Here is a 17564-nt window from a genome sequence, read left to right on the forward strand (position 1 = left end):
AATTTCAATAAAGGAAAAGTTTATCTTGTAAAGCGGTCGCCAAACCTTTTACCTTACACCTTTAACCTTCTACCTTATATAAGGGTATTCTATCTTCACTAAGTACAAACCGCAGGCTGGCACCGATTGTCCGGCGTTACTGCGGTTTTTACTTTCTATTATTGCTTTAAAATCCGTTAAATTTATTTCCTTTTTACCAATCTGCACCAGGGTACCCATTATAGCCCTTACCATGTTCCGTAAAAAGCGATCGGCCTGAATGGTAAAAACCAGTCCATCTTCCTGTTCTTCGAAAACGGCTTTGGTTACTTTACAGTTATTGGTAAAGGTTTGCGTATTTGACTTACTGAAGCACGAAAAATCAGTATAATTTAATAACAATGCTGCAGCGCCATTCATCGCTTCTACATCCAGTTGATCTTTAACCAACCAAGATCGGTTAAGTTTAAAAGGATTTTTTTCGAAGTGTACATAATATTTATAAGCACGGGCAGTTGCATCAAAGCGGGCATGCGCATCATCATGCACGGGTATTATTTTTTTTGCAGCAATTTGATAGGGCAACATGGCATTGATGCCCGTTACTGCGTTTAAAACTTTTGCCTCTTCTACACCTTCCACATCAAAATGCGCATAAAAATCAGTGGCATGTACGCCGGCATCCGTTCTGCCGCAGCCCAATGTTTCGATAGCTTGCCTAAAAAAAACAGACATAGCCTTATCTAACAATTCCTGAACGGTAATTGCATTAGGTTGTGTTTGCCAGCCATGGTATAAGCTGCCATCATAAGCCAGTTGGATGAAATACCTTTTTTTACTCAAAGCGATGCAAAAATACTTTTTTCCTTTTATTTAGGAGGAAAGCGCTTCACATTTATTCGTAACAGCCCTCACTAAGGTTTAGCGGTATTTTTTTCGTCAAACTGCCATTTATTATTGTAAAAACCAGCCAGCTTAATGCCTTTACTTCCTTCTTTAGGTAACTCAGACGAAAATATCATAAAATCAGGGAAACCGCTGCCGCCTGCAAAATACTGGTTGGCATAAGCAGCTTTCATGCCGGTTACTCCGGTGCTGGCCACTACCCCGATCAATAATTTATTATCCTGTTGTGGCCAAATGTAATATGCCGCTAAATCATCTCCTTTCCAGCTGCCTTGTCCTGTGGTTATTTGCGAATTGCTTATCTGTATCGGGCAATCTTTCAGTAATGTTTTCCAGGCTGTATTATTTTCGGAATTTCCGTACAAAATAATATTACGCCCCTGGTATTTTGATGCCGAAAATTCTTTATCCATGATGATATCAATTGCGCCGTTACCACGGTAATACCAACTTTCAGCATCGTATTTGGCTTTATTTAAATTAGCCTGATTGGCTTCGGCACTACCTTTTGTGCCCACTACAAAAACCATTTTATGATTAAATGCTTCTTTAAAAGTGCCGTATCGTAACGGGTTTTTATCTCTTTTATCAATTTTGGTAATAATTTGCCATGCCTCGTTATTTTTCTCTAAAAACAGGGTATCATTAACACTTTGTGTGGTATAATTAATCACCGTTAAGCTATCTAAAGTAATTTTTATAGGTGTTTTTGCACCAAAATCGGTTAAAGCCAATTTTAAAAGGGCAACATTTTCGGTTTTACCCACAATGCTTGATAACTTCCTGTCGCGCGTTAACATGATGCGGCTATATTGTAAAGGTTGCGTTTGCTGATAAATAGTGGCCCAGCGATAAGTAGCCGAAATCCCCGGACTTGATGTTGTAAAATCAATGCGGTTTACCGCCGAATCGGTAGCAATAGTATGCCACTTAAAAAAATTAAAAATAGGTGGCCAATCTACACTTTGATCGCCAAACCAGTGTTCACCTCCGGGATATTCGTAATAACTAAAATCGGCATGGAAGCCTGAAAGCAATTTCTTCATTTGTCTGGCGTAACTAACAGGAACGACCTTATCGGCATCGCCATGCAAAATATAAACACCTAATGGGGTATAATTAGTGGCCAGTTTTGGAACATCGCTTTGATTACCCGCCCTTAACAGCATTCTTTCCACTATATTTTTACTGCTATCCGGAATTTTACCATCGGCAGAACCATAATCTTTTAGCGAAGCATAACCTGCAGCAGGTGCAATAGCCGCCCATTTATCGGGATAAGTGGCCCCTAAAAACCAGGTGCCGTGCCCACCCATAGAATGACCCGTGAGGTAAATCTGTTTATCACTTGGTTTAAACTGATCTTTAGCCAATGCCAACACTTCTAAAGCGTCCTGGCGACCCCAGTCTTCCCAATTAAAACCACGTGGCCTGCGGTTAGTGGCCGCCACTACTGTTCCCCAATCTTTAGATTTATAAGCTTTTGCCTGACCAATGGCTTCTACACCAGCACCATGTACCGATAGAAATAATGCTGAATTTGGTTTCCAGCCATTAAGTTGCGGGGTAACCGCGAAATACTGCAAGCTGCCATCAATTTTGCTGATAAAAGTCTGTTTATGGGTTGATGAATTGGCCAAAGCTTCAATTACAATCGTCTTCTGATCAACACTTGTTTTGTTCTGCAACAGTTGTATTTCGAGATTATAATTACCTGGTGTGGTTATGGCGCTTGCATCTAATTCAAAAATTACCTTCCGCATGCTCAGTTTTGCAATGCGCGAAATGGCTATTTCCTGCTGTTTGCCATTTAAAACGGTTTTGATATGCAAATCGTTAAAATCTTTTAAAGAAGAATTACTTACCGTTAATGCCCCCTTTAGCACACCATTTGCCTGATTGAGCACGATGCTGGGCAAAGTCACATCATCTGTGTGGAGGAGTAACTTTTTAGCGTTAATAATAATCATGGGCAAGATGCTGGCACCTCTTACAAAAAGTTCGTTTACCCCTTTTTTTAATTGAACCGGAATATTCATGTAACCCGACGCATAAGGGTCGCCCATGTGTGGTGTACCATTGAAAAACAAACTATTACCGCCGATTACATTCAAAATGGCGGTTTGTTCTTTAGGAGAGGTATAAGTTATGTAGATATAATCAGAACCTCTATCTATACTGCCTGGATTGAGGAAAGGATTATTTGTTGTTTGAAAAGATCTCCTCGAGAATGCACTAAAACGCCCGTTGGCATCTGCTTTAATGGCTTTCCACAATACTTTTTGTCCATCTTTACCTGCTGAAAATGCTCCGTTTTCGGTTGGCTTTTCTAATTTTCCATTAGCCATTTGCCAGGCCAGCAAATCGGTATAAGTGGCTTCACGGCCATAGCGGGTTCCGCTGGCTACCGTTAATGCTTTTTCAAATTTAAGGGTATCTTGTGCAAAGGTATTTGCTGCAGCAAGTAAGAACATTAGAAAAAGTAAGTTTTTTAGCATAAATCGTTTTATTAGTCTGGTTGATCAAAGTTAATCGATTTAAAAGACTGCCACTGTAGAACTGTTAGATGTAATACCTTTTTTACTCAAGGCGATCTAAAAATTACTTTTTTACTCTTGTTAAGTAGTGAGACAAATTGGAACTCAATATATTTTACGTTAAAAACATCAAATAGCTACAAAAAATTATATTTTTATAACCTCTCAGCATCTAAAACGCGCCATGAAAATTAAAAACACTATTATTTTACTCATCTTTCCTTTTATTATTGCTGCCTGCGCAGGCTCTAAATCAGTTTCGAAAAAGGGAAAACAAGACGACCGATTTTCATCAGGAAAGGTTGATAGCATAAGGGATTATTTATCTGCGATATCCAACAAACCCGTAAAAGACACGGTGTTCATTAAATACGATTTCAATCACGAAAGCTGCTGGGATGCCCTTGATCAGCAGACGGATAACTATATTGCTAAAATTATCATTTCTACAAACGATTTTATTTCGAAGTATAAGAATGCACACCCAGGTACTTCTGTATATCAAATTAAGGAGAGTGGCAAAAGCTTTAACAAACTTGTACTCTGGAATAACAAAATTATCACGGATGGTGGTTACCTCAGAAAAAATATATTTACAAAGAAAATTACTTGCGGAACATCGTTAATATTGTATCCTGACGGATCTTACAAATTCTATTACGGTGATCCCCATTTCATGGCATTACAGCCAAGCAAAAAATGATGTATTCACAATTATGAGTTTAGTTAAATTGCAAGCAAAAGCAATTTTATCTAAGTTTGCTTTTAAATTATTAAACCAACATGATACAAAGAATACAATCGATCTGGCTTTTTTTAGCAGCATTAACCTTGGTTTTAATGTTGTTTTTACCCATTGCAACTAAAAATAGTGCCGGAACAACATCAGCGGTATACACTACCGGCTTATATCAAACTTTAACCATTAAAGCTGGTGTAGGTCTTAAAACCCAATCTTTTTTACCTTTAATCATTACCAATATCGCTGTTGCATTTATTTGTTTAATGAATATCTTTAACTACAAAAGAAGAAGTTTTCAGAAACGCATTGCGATTATATCAATTGTATTAATTGGTGGTTTTGCCTTTTGGTGCAGTGTTTATGCCAAAAAACTGCCAGGTGGTATTGAAGGTGCCAGTTTCGGTGTTGGCGCTTATTTGCCTGCATTAGCTATTTTATTTATTGTACTGGCTATTTTCGGCATTAATAAAGACGAAAGGTTAATCCGTTCGGCTGAAAGGTTAAGATAACTTGCTTATGGCTTACAGAAATACATTTGCTGTTCTTATTATTTGTCTCTGTTTTTCGTGCAAAAAAGGCGGAAGCAAAGCAGAGATAAATTTCCCGTTAATGCTGCAAACCGAAAATCTGGTTAAAAAATCGGATACACGTTTATTTACAGCAAACGGCGAAATAAAAGACCAAAACATTATTAAGCAATTTATTAAAAACGAAAGTAGCTTTATTATACCAGATCATTACGTTGCAGATGGAAGCAGTCTGTTTTTTTCAGCTAGCGATGCAGCAACAATTGACGGAAATGTAAATTATACGGTAATAAAAGACGGCGATTTAATACTGTTCTACTCGCCAAAAACCGTGTTAACCAATAATCAGCTCGTGGACCAGATTTTTAAATACCGCGCACCAATAAGTCCTATTCCAACTCAGAATGGATACAACTACATTACACAGGAAGTAAGGGTTGCCCGGGGAAATTATGATCAATTTTCATTTTCAAGAACGGTATTTTTGCTAAAACGCGGAACCACCTCAAAACAATCGGGAATTGCATTTAACGATATTGCCGATGACGTTGTGACCAAACTGAGTGCTCAGGATACGCTCGCATATTTAGAAACTGCACTCATTATGGCTCGTTAAAGACCATCTAAATAAAACCGTTTGATGGTACTGATGTGGTAAACTCAAATTTTTACCTCCAGCCCTGCCAACTAAACCCGGTTGGAGTGAAAATCCTTTTGAAACCTGAAAGGTTTAAAAAGATTGAAACGGAAAACGGGACTGATGCAACCTAAGCCCCACTGCAGCCGCTTTCCAAATAAAAAGCAACTGTCTCTATTACAATCACGACCTCAACTTAAACCAGCCCCATCCCACCTTTTCCATCATCCATCTTACATCCACTGTTACTTCCTTATTTTCAAATATTTAGCCTAAAAAACTATTTACTTGATTATCTGTGAAATACGGAATATTAACCGTACCTTTGCGGCTCAATTAAAAATAAAAAGACGAATGACAAACCCATTTCAATTATTGGGGATAAGTGATGACGTCGTTAATGCCGTAAAGGATCTTGGATTTGAAACTCCAACACCTATTCAGGAGCAAAGTATTCCTGTACTGTTAGAAGGCACTAATGATTTTGTTGGTTTGGCCCAAACAGGAACAGGAAAAACAGCCGCATTTGGTTTGCCGCTGTTAGAACTAATCGATTTTAAAGTTAATAAACCACAGGCATTGATTTTATGCCCTACCCGTGAGTTATGCTTGCAAATCGCTAACGACCTTAAAAACTTTTCTAAAAACGTTGCTAATGCCCACGTTGTTGCCGTTTACGGTGGCGCGAACATTATGCAACAACTACGCGAAATACGCCAAGGCGTTCAGATCGTAGTGGCCACGCCCGGCCGTATGTTGGATATCATTGGCCGTAAAGCCATTGACTTCACTAACGTTAAATATGTTGTGCTTGATGAAGCTGACGAGATGTTGAACATGGGTTTCCAGGACGACATTAACGACATTTTATCAACTACTCCTGATGACAAAAAAACCTGGTTATTCTCGGCTACCATGCCTGCAGAAGTTCGCCGTATAGCTAAAAACTACATGGATAACCCTGTTGAATTAACCATGGGCACAAAAAATACAGGTAACGTAAACATCGAACACGAATATTACATTGTTCGTGCTCGTGATAAATATGCTGCCTTAAAACGTATTGTAGATTTTAACCCTGAAATTTTTGCCGTAGTATTTTGTAAAACCAAATTGGATACACAGGATGTTGCCGAGCACTTAATTAAAGATGGTTACAATGCTGATGCTTTACACGGCGATTTATCGCAACAACAACGTGATAAAGTAATGCAACGTTTCCGTGAGCGTAACATGCAGTTGTTAATTGCTACTGATGTTGCCGCACGTGGTATCGATGTAAATAATGTAACACACGTAGTAAACTATTCTTTACCTGACGAAATTGAAAGTTATACCCACCGTTCTGGCCGTACTGGTCGTGCTGGTAAAACAGGTATTTCGATCTGTATCATCAACTCTAAAGAATTAGGCAAAATCCGCCAGTTAGAGCGCATTATTGGTAAACAATTTACCAAAGCTGAGCTACCTACAGGATTTGACGTTTGTGAAAAACAATTATTCTCTTTAGTACACAAAGTACATAACGTAGAAGTTAACAACGAACAGATTGATCAGTACATCCCTCGTATTATGGATGAATTTGCTGATTTAAGCAAAGAAGATGTAATTAAACGTTTTGCATCTTTAGAGTTTAACCGTTTCTTAGATTACTATTCTAAAGCGCCTGATTTAAACGCTGCAGTTGGCGATGATCGTGGTGCGGACAGAGGCGAAAGAGGTGGACGTGGACGTGGTAGCGAAGGTTACACCCGTTTGTTCATCAACTTAGGTTCTGTAGATGAGTTTACCCGCGGCGATATGTTATCATTTATCTGTAACAACGGTAAAATTGGTGGCAAAAGCGTTGGTAAAATCGATCTAAAAGGTGTTTTCTCTTTCTTTGAAGTAGAAGACGATGTAGCTGACAAAGTTTTTGAAGGCTTTAAATCTGTTGAGTTTAACGGACGTCAGGTACGTATCGAGAAAAGCGGAGACGGTGGTCGTGGTGAAGGTGCTGGCGAAAGACGCGGTGGCGGTGAAAGACGTAGCGGTGGTTTCGGCGGAGAACGCAGAAGCGGCGGTGGCGGTGGTTACCGTGGCGGAGGCGACAGAAGAAGTTCTGGCGGTGGTAGCGGAAGACGCGAAGGCGGAAACAGCGGTGGCGGTTTCAGAGATTTCTCTGGACGTAGCCGTGACGACAAAGGTGGTAACACCGGAGGTCCACGCAGAGAAGGCGGAAACCGTGAAGGCGGTGAACGCAGAAAAAAATGGTAAATCACTAAACCAAATATTTTACAGCCGTCCCGATTTTTCGGGGCGGCTTTTTTTTGTTTTTAAATATGTTATATTTATTTAATTCAATAATTGATAAAAGATTGGCGTATTTGTTTATCTCGCCGCCAGACACTAACAGATAGTGTTTTTCGTAATTGATTAGGATATGAGTTCAGCATATAGTTGCATAATTACAAAAGAGAAAATTATAATCTCAGAAAATGTACCGCATTTTAAAATAGATGATGTGATTACTGTCCCTATCGATGTAAGTAACTATGCTATTGAGGAGTTTATAGAAGTATTCGGCATAAACAAAAAGCCATTCCCATTAAAAATAAACGATTTATATAACGGTTACGATGATGTATCACTCACAGAAGATAATGTAAGCAGAATTTTAGAAATAATTGATTTACTAAATCTTCGGGGAAAATCTTTTATCCTTTTTCATGAGTCGGATTGGGCCGATATTCCTGACGCCCATACAGAAGCAGCATTTTCTGGAGGTGAATTAGTAGAAGATGGATATTATATGGAATCTGATGATGGGAATGAAAACTGCAAGTATGGGAATGCCTTTACAAAATCAGGCATTTTAGCATCTAAAGTTTATTACGACAGGAGTTATTATGATGCAATAACAGCCTACATCGAAAATATATTTAAACCGGGCATATGGCGGGTCTTGTAATCATTATCGTTGGCGTATCCATAGTATTTTTTATATTATGGGGAGTTTGGATCCAAATGAAATATGAGAGGGATACTAATCTGATACAGAAAAGGAGAATTTATCTCGATGGCGGTATATCGATTCAAGATAGTCTAAGGCTAAAGTTCAAAACGGATGATGTATATATTTATACTGAAAATACTTGGATAGTAACTGTAAAAACAGATTTATGCCATACCCATTATCATGTAAATAACAATGGGAAAATTTTAGCAGAAACTAATATAAAGGGTTCTATTTATGCTATGTATAAATGCAACAAGCTTTTTATAGTATCAGATGATGATATTACTGCCAAGGTTTATAAATGGAGCGAAAATCAATTATATGGGGCAGTAGATGATAGCTTTAATGTAACAATCCCAATTATTTATAATAAGTTGGATGCACTGGAAGATAATTTTGTAGTGGCAACCAAAAATGGTGTTTCAGGGGTTTATAATCCCATTAACGAATTGGTTGTACCAATTGGATATGAAAAAATTGTTCAAGATGTAAAATGCAAACTAATAATCGGTTTTTCTGCAGGTGTTTATGATATATATGAATACGATGGTAAGAAAATAAAATCGCTTGATTATGATAGGATTTATCTTAATTCTAAAGATAATTTGGTAAAATCCAATGCCTTAATAAATCCTGAAGATCTTTCTGTTGGTTACAGTTTGGTAAAAGCTAAAACTTTTAAGAGAAGTGCAAACAACAAAGATTATAAAGCCGTTGATGCACAATTATTAAATGGAAAATGGGGTTTGCTGGATAATGAATACAATGAATTGATTCCACCCACATACAACCTTTTGTACAATGGTCCTAGCGCCGCATTAGCTATGACAGGGGAATTAAATATTAGGGCGGCTGATTTGTGGCCAGGCATGAGCGCATATTATTTATCAAATGGTGGAAAATGGGGAGTAGTGGGTCTCCACAATGAAGAGCTCATACCGATTTTATATGATTGGATAGATTTTACCCCGAACGAAAATTTATTTTTAGTAAACCATTATGGGCAAATGTTCTATCTAAAAACGGCAAACAGACCGGGGTTCTGGGGTATTTCTGGCGGAAAATGGGGCTTAGTTGATCGTAATAACCAAATTAAGGTTTCAATTGATTACGATGTGATTAAAATTGAAGATCATCAAATTCTCTTTCAGAAAAGTGATAAGAAAGAAATTGACTTGGGTTTAAGCTACGTAACTTTTCCGATTTAAAATTGCCCTTGGCAATAAAACCCTTCTTAATATTCATTATATCTATTGCAGTAGTATGATCTAACATAATATATTGTTTGATTTATCTCTTATACAAAATCAAAAAATCCTATATTTAACGTTTAGATATACTAAACAAGATCATGCGTTTTTTAAAGTTTTTCTTCCTTTTATTACCACTATTTGTAGTTAATAATCTTTCTGCCCAGCAAAGCAGTTCAAGCCAAAAAATGCAATGGTTTGCCGATGCCAAACTGGGTATTTTCATCCATTGGGGTATTTATTCAGTTAATGGCATTTCCGAATCGTGGTCGTTTTTTAACAATTACATTAACCACGATGCTTACATGAAACAGCTTAATGGTTTTACGGCAGCAAAATATAAACCTGAAGAATGGGTAAACCTGATTAAAGAAAGCGGTGCCAAATACGCGGTAATTACTACCAAACACCATGATGGCGTGGCCCTTTGGGACAGTAAAGCTCCTTTAGCCACCACAACCTTAAAAAATAGTGCTGCAAAAAAAGATTTAATCACGCCGTTTGTAACTGAACTCAAAAAGTCTGGTTTGAAAACAGGTTTATATTTTTCATTACCTGATTGGAGTTATCCGGATTACGATGGTTTTACCCGCGACAGAAAACGTTACGATTATAAACAGGATGCACCACGTTTTACAAAGTTTCAGCATTATTTCCAGGGCCAGTTAAACGATCTGTCGGCCAAATACAATCCCGATTTATTATGGTTTGATGGCGATTGGGAGCATAGCGGCGAAGAATGGCAGGCCAAAAACATATTGACAAATTTACGCAAGGTAAACCAGAACATCATTATCAACTCCCGCCTCAACGGCCATGGCGATTACGATACACCAGAACAAGGTGTCCCGGTGGTAAAACCGAGTTCACCAGAGTGGGAACTTTGTTATACCATGAACGATTCATGGGGTTATCAACCTTACGACAATCACTATAAATCATCAAATATGATTATCCGCACCCTTGTTGATTGTATCAGCATGGGCGGCAACTTATTGCTTGATATTGGACCAAAAGCTGATGGAACTATTGCACCAGAGCAGGTTAAAATTTTAAAAGATTTAGGCCGCTGGACAAAAAAACATGGCGAAGCCATTTACGGAACACAAACCGGCATCACTAAAAAACATTTCAATGGAAAAACCGCACTTTCGAAAGATAAGAAAACCCTTTTCCTTTACCTCGATTATAAAACGAATGAAGGCATTGTGCTAACAGGTCTAAAATCAAAAGTAAAAAACATGCAATTAGTTGGCGGCGGTCAGGTAAAATTCGCCAACATTAGCGCTTCAGATTATGTTTTCAATATCCCTTCAACTGATTTTGATCAGGATGTAACCGTAGTAAAAGTAAATTTTGATGAGCCTGTTGCGCTTATTGAAACCGAAAATGAAGCCATTTCATTAAAATATTTATTTACAGCAAATAATAAACAGCATGCTGCTGCTTACAAGCTGAAACAGTTAGCGGCCACGTTGGATAAGGGTATCAATATTTTTAACGAAACCAATTTAGCGGCAGATGGGATGGATTTCAACGCGAATATTAAACCTCTTGACCAAACCGTGAACAATTGGGTAATCAAAAATGCGGAGGCCTTATACAAAACAACAGAAGGAATTCCGGCAGGACATTACCAGGGTAACACCGCACTTTCTGCCGATAAACAAACCCTTTATTTATTTGTAGAAGGTACACCAACCGGCCCAATTGCGATTAAAGGCTTAAAAAACAACATCAGCAGGATCAGGATTGTAGGTGAAGGTACTATGCTTCCGCACGAAATTTATAACAAACTGTACTGGAGCAAAATACCGGGGATTGTTTACATTCCGGTGCCTAAAGATAAACTAGATCCCGAATTAACAGTAATTGCGGTGCTTTTAGATAGCCCGATTGATTTGTACCGTGAAAAAGTTGGTGCGATAGAAAGCAATCTTTAATATTTTCTATCCTAAAGATCCCTCGACTCCGCTCAGGATGACGGCTATATGGAAATTCCGTGATTCTGTGCTTCCGTGGCAAAAAATTATTTAACAATTGTAAAATAGTGGCGCGACTTTACGATTATCCTTAAATTGCATTACTTTCGCACATCATGCAGGCAAAATATATCTCATATCAGGAAACCGGATCATTTTCAAAACTGGTTTTAGATTATATTAACGACGAAGAACAGCTTAAAGCTTTTTATAGTTATCGTCCTGATATGGAGGGCCTGGCCAAAGCAATTGAGCATCGAAATTTCTCAGGGAACAGAGAAACTTTAGTTAAGGTTTTACAAGATCAGTACCAGCATTTACAGCCCAATAAATCGGTTACCAAAAATATAGAACTTTTAGGCTCGGCGAATACCTTTACGGTTACAACCGGCCACCAGCTGAACCTTTTTACCGGGCCACTTTATTTTATTTACAAAATTGTAACCACCATTAATTTAGCCATCGAGTTAAAAATGGCCCATCCTGATCAAAATTTTGTCCCGGTTTATTGGATGGCAACAGAGGATCATGATTTTGATGAAATTAACCATGTAAGTGTTGATGAAAAGAACATCAGCTGGATACAACAAACCAACGGTGCCACCGGAAGATTAAGCACCCAAACCGTTGCCGCAGCAGTAACCGCATATAAGGGTTATCTTGGTATCTCTAAAAACGGGAAACGGATTGCCAAGTTAGTAGAACAGGCCTATTTGCAACACGATAATTTAGCCGATGCCACCCGGTTTTTGGTGAACAACCTGTTCGAGAAATATGGTTTGGTGATTGTAAATGCAGATGATGCCCAATTAAAAAAACAATTCGCGCATATTATTACCGAAGATATTATTCAGCATAACAGTTCGAAAAATATTGAAAAGAGCTCAAAAAACCTGGAAGATTTAGGTTATAAAACGCAGGTGAATGGTCGTGATATTAACTTCTTTTACCTGATTGATAATCTCCGCGAACGCCTGATTTTTGAAAATGGCAAATATCTGGTCAATCATACCGATATCAGTTTTACCGAAGAAACACTAAAAGCAGAAATCGAGGCACATCCTGAGCGGTTTAGCCCAAACGTGGTGATGCGCCCCATGTACCAGGAAGTTATTTTACCCAACCTGGCTTATATTGGTGGTGGTGCAGAAGTAGCTTACTGGATGCAGTTAAAAGCAAATTTCGACTTTTACCAAGTTGATTTTCCGGTTTTACTCTTGCGTAATTCGGCTTTATTGATTGATAAACGCAGTGCCCAGAATTTATATCATTTAGGTTTCTCTCTGGAAGATATTTTCTTACCTGTTGAAGAACTAAAAAATATTTGGGTAAAGCGTAATACCACGGCATTGTTGAGTTTAGCCGATGAAACCAGAGCCATTAACAGCATTTTCGATCAGATTAAACTAAATGCCTATAAAATCGACAAAACGCTTTCTGTTTCTACTGATACGGCAAAACAACGAACCAATCATTTATTGGCGAACCTGGAAAAGAAACTATTCCGTGCCGAGAAAAGAAAACATGAAACGGCATTGCTACAGATAGATAATGTAAAGAAAAGGCTTTTCCCGAATGGAACACTGCAGGAAAGAATCTTGAATATTGCGCCCATGTATGTGAATTATGGCGAAGATTTTCTTTCTTCGTGTATAGAAAACTTCGAACCACTAGGTGGCGATTTTACTGTTTTATTACCATAATATTAGTCCTAAGTCCCGAGTCGGAAGTCGATAGTCGACAATCCGAAGCTAAACTCTTGATACCTGCTACTAAATACTATCAACTTGTTACCCAAACTTGATACTTAAAATGAACTTCATCACTTTCACCGAAACCAATCTCAGGGCTTTTACTTTTAACGTTTTTAAAAAAATGGGCTGCTCTGATGAACATGCCGATTTAGCAACCGATGTATTAATCCGCTCAGATTTACGTGGCATCGACTCTCATGGTGTTGCACGTTTAAGTGGCTATGTACGCCTTTGGGAAAAGAAAAGAATCAATGCCACACCTGATATTAAAATCGTACACGAAACGCCTACCACAGCCACAGTAGATGGTGATGCAGGTTTAGGTTTGGTTGTAGCGCCTTTCGCGATGAAAATTGCTATCGAAAAAGCAGAAAAATACGGTAGCGGATGGGTATCGGTTAAAAACTCCAATCACTTTGGAATTGCCGGTTACCATGCTTTAATGGCTGTAGAAAAAGATATGATTGGTATTAGCATGACCAATGCAAGCCCCCTGGTGGCACCTACTTATGCCAACGAACGTTTACTGGGCACAAACCCGATGTGTTACGCTTTCCCAGCCGGAAAATATCCACCTGTAATTGTAGATATGGCTACTGCCGCAGCAGCAAATGGCAAATTGGAAATTGCCCAACGTGCTAATAAAAGTATTCCTGATGGCTGGGTTCAGGATAAAAGCGGAGTAAACTCTACTGACCCTAACGAATTAAAAAATGGCGGTTCACTTTTACCTTTGGGTAGCGATAAAGACCATGGCAGTCATAAAGGTTATGGATTGAGTGCTACGGTTGATATTTTATCAGCGGTACTGTCTGGTGCTAATTATGGTCCCTGGGTGCCTCCTTTTGTGGCTTTTTTAGAACCATCGGCAAATCCGGTTGGTGAAGGATTAGGCCATTTTTTAGGCGCCATGCGTGTAGATGGCTTCAGACCGGCTGCAGACTTTAAAGATCATCTGGATAATTGGGTAGAACGCTTTAAAAGTGCAAAAACGATCGATCCTGACAAAAAAGTAATCATCCCCGGCGAACCTGAACATGAATTTGAGCAGGAAAGAAAAATTAGTGGCATTCCGTTAATTGATGTAGTGGTAAAGGACCTGAATGAGCTTGCGGTGAAATTGGGTATTGATGGCTTGAGTTAATAGTTTGATGGTTGATAGACCATCGTCGATTTATGTAACCGCAAAGTACGCTGAGATAAGGTGCTAGGTTAGCAAAGCTGGGTTGGCAATTCTATTTTTTTTATCTTAAAAACCCCTTGGACTACGCTAGTATTGACATATTCTTATAGAAAGTCGTCATTCCCGCGCAGGCGGGAACCACGCAGTGCTCAGCAAAGCTAATCTTAAAGCTTATTGCATTACGATTCCCAATCAAGTTGGGAATGACGATTCCACGCCATAAATTATCCCTCAGGATGACAACGACATGGAAATTTCGTTTTCCGTGCTTCCTGCCCGATCGGCAATGCGGGCGCGGCAAAAATCCCGAACATAAAAAAGCCGCAGATTTAACCAAGATCTGCGGCAACTATTACTTGATATGGTTTATACCCAACCATAGGGGGTGTTTTTTTAAGGCTTAACTGTTAAGTTATCTTTTAAATAAAGTGCCTTGCTGGATGATCCGATCATGATTCGATATTCACCTGGTGCTACTCCCCAAACATTATTAATATCGAGTGTTTGAAGCACTTCTTTATCCAGTTTGAATGAAATGACCTTTGTTTCACCTGCCTTTAAATGTATCCGCTGAAAAGCCCTCAGTGCAAGAACCGGTTGTGCCCATTTGCTTAACAGTGGTCTCATGTACAACTGCACCACTTCTTCACCATCGTAACTGCCTGTATTTTTAAGTTCGAAACTAACTATAGCGGTTTCATTTTTAGCGATACTTTTGCGGTTAAACTTTAAATTGCTGTAAGAAAAGTTGGTATAACTTAACCCATATCCAAATGGAAAAAGTGGCTCGCCGCTTAAGTTATTATAATCATCGCCTCTTCCGGTAGGCTTGTGGTTGTAAACCAGGGGTAGCTGCGATTCATCAATCGGGTAGGTTATTGGCAATTTTCCTGATGGATTTACTTTTCCAAGCAATACATCTGCAACGGCAGCCCCACCAGCTTCGCCCGGGTACCACACATTTAACACAGCGCTTACTTGATTTAGCCAGGGTTGCATATTGATGGCGCTTCCACCGGTTAATACCACTACAATTGGTTTCCCTGTTTTTGCAAGTTCTTCCAATAACAGTTCCTGGTTACCAGGCAGGTTTAACATCGCGCGATCTAAAAACTCACCTTCTTTTATGCCTGCAACAAATACGATTACATCGTTATTTTTTGCGGCCTTTACTGCGTCGGCTATTTCGTTTGATTTCCTGATGTCATAATCCCAGATCAGTTTGATTTTACCATTTCCTTTAGGCTCAAAAAACTCGACCTTAATTGCATACTCTTTATTTTTCTCGAAATGAAACGGAACTGTCTTTATACTGAAAGACTTTTTGTCCCAGTTATCGATAATCAATTGGTTATTCAGGTATAATCGGTAACCATCGTTACCTTCCAATCCGATATTAACCTCAGCATTTTGTGGTACTTTAATTTTACCATTCCATCTTACCGAATAATCATCCAGCTGGAGTTGTTCATTAGGCGGATATAATGTCCAGCTGAAATTAACAACCTTATCATTTACTTCTTTAATGGGTTTCCCTGTGAATTGAAGTCCTTTGTAGTAACTTCCGGTTAATCCTGCTTTTTGATTAACAGAAAGGAACTGGCTATCTATTGGAATATAAGATTGCAACTCGCGGCTACTCCCTTTTAAATAAGTAATCTCCATATTTCCGGATGCGGCACTTTTAAGTCCATCCATAATATTTACTTTATTATTTCCTGTTCCGCTGTAGCCCCCTAACCTGGCTTCAATTGCATCTTCACCCAATAATAGAATGCGTTTGGTACTTTTTAGCGGAAGGGTGTTGTTATCATTTTTTAGGAGCACGAAAGATTTTAAGGCCGCTTCTTTGGCCAGATGATGGTTACTTTGATCGCTTAACATCTTTTCGGCAATACTTTCATCTACATACGGATGTTCGAACAGCCCAAGTTCGAATTTCGCTTTCAAAACCCTGGCAAGCGCATCATCTATTCTCGATTTAGGAATGCTGCCATCCAAAAATGCAGGTAGAAAAAGTTTGTAATGGTTATAATCTACCTGAAAAATTACATCAAGGCCAGCATTAATCGATTGCGCCGTTGCATCTTTATAATCTTTAGCGGTAAAATGTAATACATTGGCCCCGCCAACGGCACCCGCATCAGAAATGACGAACCCTTTAAAACCCCATTCAGTTTTTAGTTTAGTGGTAAGCAACCACTTGTTTGAAGTAGCTGGAGTACCGAAAACACTGTTATAGGAAGTCATTAACGAACGGATACCCACATTTTTAACTCCATCTTCAAAAGCTGGAAAGTGAATTTCTTCTAAAAAATGTTTATCCATTTCAATCGGATAACTATCGCGACCACCATCGCCAACATTGGCAATAAAATGTTTTGGGGTAACAATAATATTCTGCTTTTCTATGGCATTCATAAATGCATGCCCCAGAACGGTTGTTAGATAAGGATCTTCACCATAGGTTTCTTCTACCCTGCCCCATCTTACATCGGTAGCCATATTGATTACAGGCGCCAGAAGATCTCTCAAACCTCGAGCCCTTGCCTCATGGGCAATAGCCGTCCCGATTTTGGCCACTAAAGCCGTATCGAAACTTGCAGCCAAACCAATTGACTGTGGAAAAGCGGTAGCGCCTTGCCTAACCAAGCCGTGTAAAGCTTCATCAAATGGAATGATGGGGATGCCCAGGCGGGTTTCCTCCACAAAATATTTTTGAATTTTATTGACCTTTTTAGCCAGAGAAAGTCCGTCTTCTGAGGTATTGTAGGTTAACATTTGCTGTGCATTACCACTTCCTTGCGCAGCTGCACTTACCTGCAGACCAAAAATCCCATGTTTAAACTGGTCTTTGTTCTTTTCGGTTACATCACCGGGAATCATAAATAACTGCCAGAATTTCTCTTCCGGAGTCATTCTCGAAATGAGGTCTTTTACCCTCAAATCGACACTTAATTTTGAATTTTTATAGGGTAAAGATTGTCCCTTTTTAACTTGCGCAAAAAGGCTGCTGCAAAAAAACAATGCAGGCAATAAGTATAGGTATCTTCTCAGTTTCGGCATTAC

12 protein-coding genes are annotated in these 17564 nt (G+C 38.9%); 9 read left to right on the forward strand and 3 right to left on the reverse strand.

The window, feature by feature from the left end:
- Window positions 1-69: 69 nt before the first annotated feature.
- A complete protein-coding gene (gene truA / locus AC04QZ_RS23405) occupies window positions 70-822 on the reverse strand; it encodes a tRNA pseudouridine(38-40) synthase TruA (RefSeq protein ID WP_478359676.1) in 753 nt (250 codons plus the stop codon).
- A gap of 71 nt (window positions 823-893) precedes the next feature.
- Complete coding sequence (locus AC04QZ_RS23410) at window positions 894-3383, reverse strand: prolyl oligopeptidase family serine peptidase (protein ID WP_478359677.1); 2490 nt, start codon at window positions 3381-3383, stop codon at window positions 894-896.
- Between the two features lie 223 nt (window positions 3384-3606).
- Here AC04QZ_RS23410 and AC04QZ_RS23415 point away from each other — a divergent pair, with 223 nt between their 5' ends.
- The 9 genes from AC04QZ_RS23415 (at window position 3607) to AC04QZ_RS23455 (ending at window position 14456) form a co-directional block, all read left to right on the forward strand.
- Window positions 3607-4125: a hypothetical protein gene (locus tag AC04QZ_RS23415; RefSeq protein ID WP_478359678.1), complete on the forward strand. Its 519-nt coding sequence runs from the start codon at window positions 3607-3609 to the stop codon at window positions 4123-4125.
- Window positions 4126-4205: 80 nt separating this feature from the next.
- Window positions 4206-4673, forward strand: a complete 468-nt coding sequence (locus AC04QZ_RS23420) for a DUF4293 domain-containing protein (RefSeq protein WP_478359679.1) — start codon at window positions 4206-4208, stop codon at window positions 4671-4673.
- A gap of 100 nt (window positions 4674-4773) precedes the next feature.
- Window positions 4774-5307 carry a hypothetical protein gene (locus AC04QZ_RS23425; RefSeq protein WP_478359680.1) on the forward strand — a complete coding sequence of 178 codons (534 nt, stop codon included), beginning with the start codon at window positions 4774-4776 and terminating at the stop codon, window positions 5305-5307.
- Window positions 5308-5682: 375 nt separating this feature from the next.
- The gene (locus AC04QZ_RS23430; protein ID WP_086547534.1) at window positions 5683-7584 is read left to right on the forward strand and encodes a DEAD/DEAH box helicase; all 1902 of its coding nucleotides are present in this window, start codon (window positions 5683-5685) and stop codon (window positions 7582-7584) included.
- A gap of 166 nt (window positions 7585-7750) precedes the next feature.
- Entirely contained in the window at window positions 7751-8278 is a 528-nt protein-coding gene (locus tag AC04QZ_RS23435) for a hypothetical protein (protein WP_478359681.1), read from the forward strand.
- Window positions 8263-9534: a WG repeat-containing protein gene (locus tag AC04QZ_RS23440; RefSeq protein ID WP_478359682.1), complete on the forward strand. Its 1272-nt coding sequence runs from the start codon at window positions 8263-8265 to the stop codon at window positions 9532-9534. Before AC04QZ_RS23435 ends, AC04QZ_RS23440 begins: the two co-directional genes overlap by 16 nt.
- Before the next feature lie 143 nt (window positions 9535-9677).
- Complete coding sequence (locus tag AC04QZ_RS23445) at window positions 9678-11519, forward strand: alpha-L-fucosidase (protein WP_086547535.1); 1842 nt, start codon at window positions 9678-9680, stop codon at window positions 11517-11519.
- 155 nt (window positions 11520-11674) lie between these two features.
- A complete protein-coding gene (gene bshC, locus AC04QZ_RS23450; RefSeq protein WP_478359683.1) occupies window positions 11675-13261 on the forward strand; it encodes a bacillithiol biosynthesis cysteine-adding enzyme BshC in 1587 nt (528 codons plus the stop codon).
- A 109-nt stretch (window positions 13262-13370) separates the two neighbouring features.
- On the forward strand, window positions 13371-14456 hold the full coding sequence (locus AC04QZ_RS23455) for an Ldh family oxidoreductase (protein ID WP_478359684.1): 1086 nt from the start codon (window positions 13371-13373) through the stop codon (window positions 14454-14456).
- Window positions 14457-14888: 432 nt separating this feature from the next.
- Here AC04QZ_RS23455 and AC04QZ_RS23460 read toward each other — a convergent pair whose 3' ends face one another.
- Window positions 14889-17561 carry a glycoside hydrolase family 3 C-terminal domain-containing protein gene (locus tag AC04QZ_RS23460; RefSeq protein WP_478359685.1) on the reverse strand — a complete coding sequence of 891 codons (2673 nt, stop codon included), beginning with the start codon at window positions 17559-17561 and terminating at the stop codon, window positions 14889-14891.
- Window positions 17562-17564 lie beyond the last annotated feature (3 nt).

The sequence above is a fragment of the Pedobacter folensis genome (assembly GCF_056490665.1).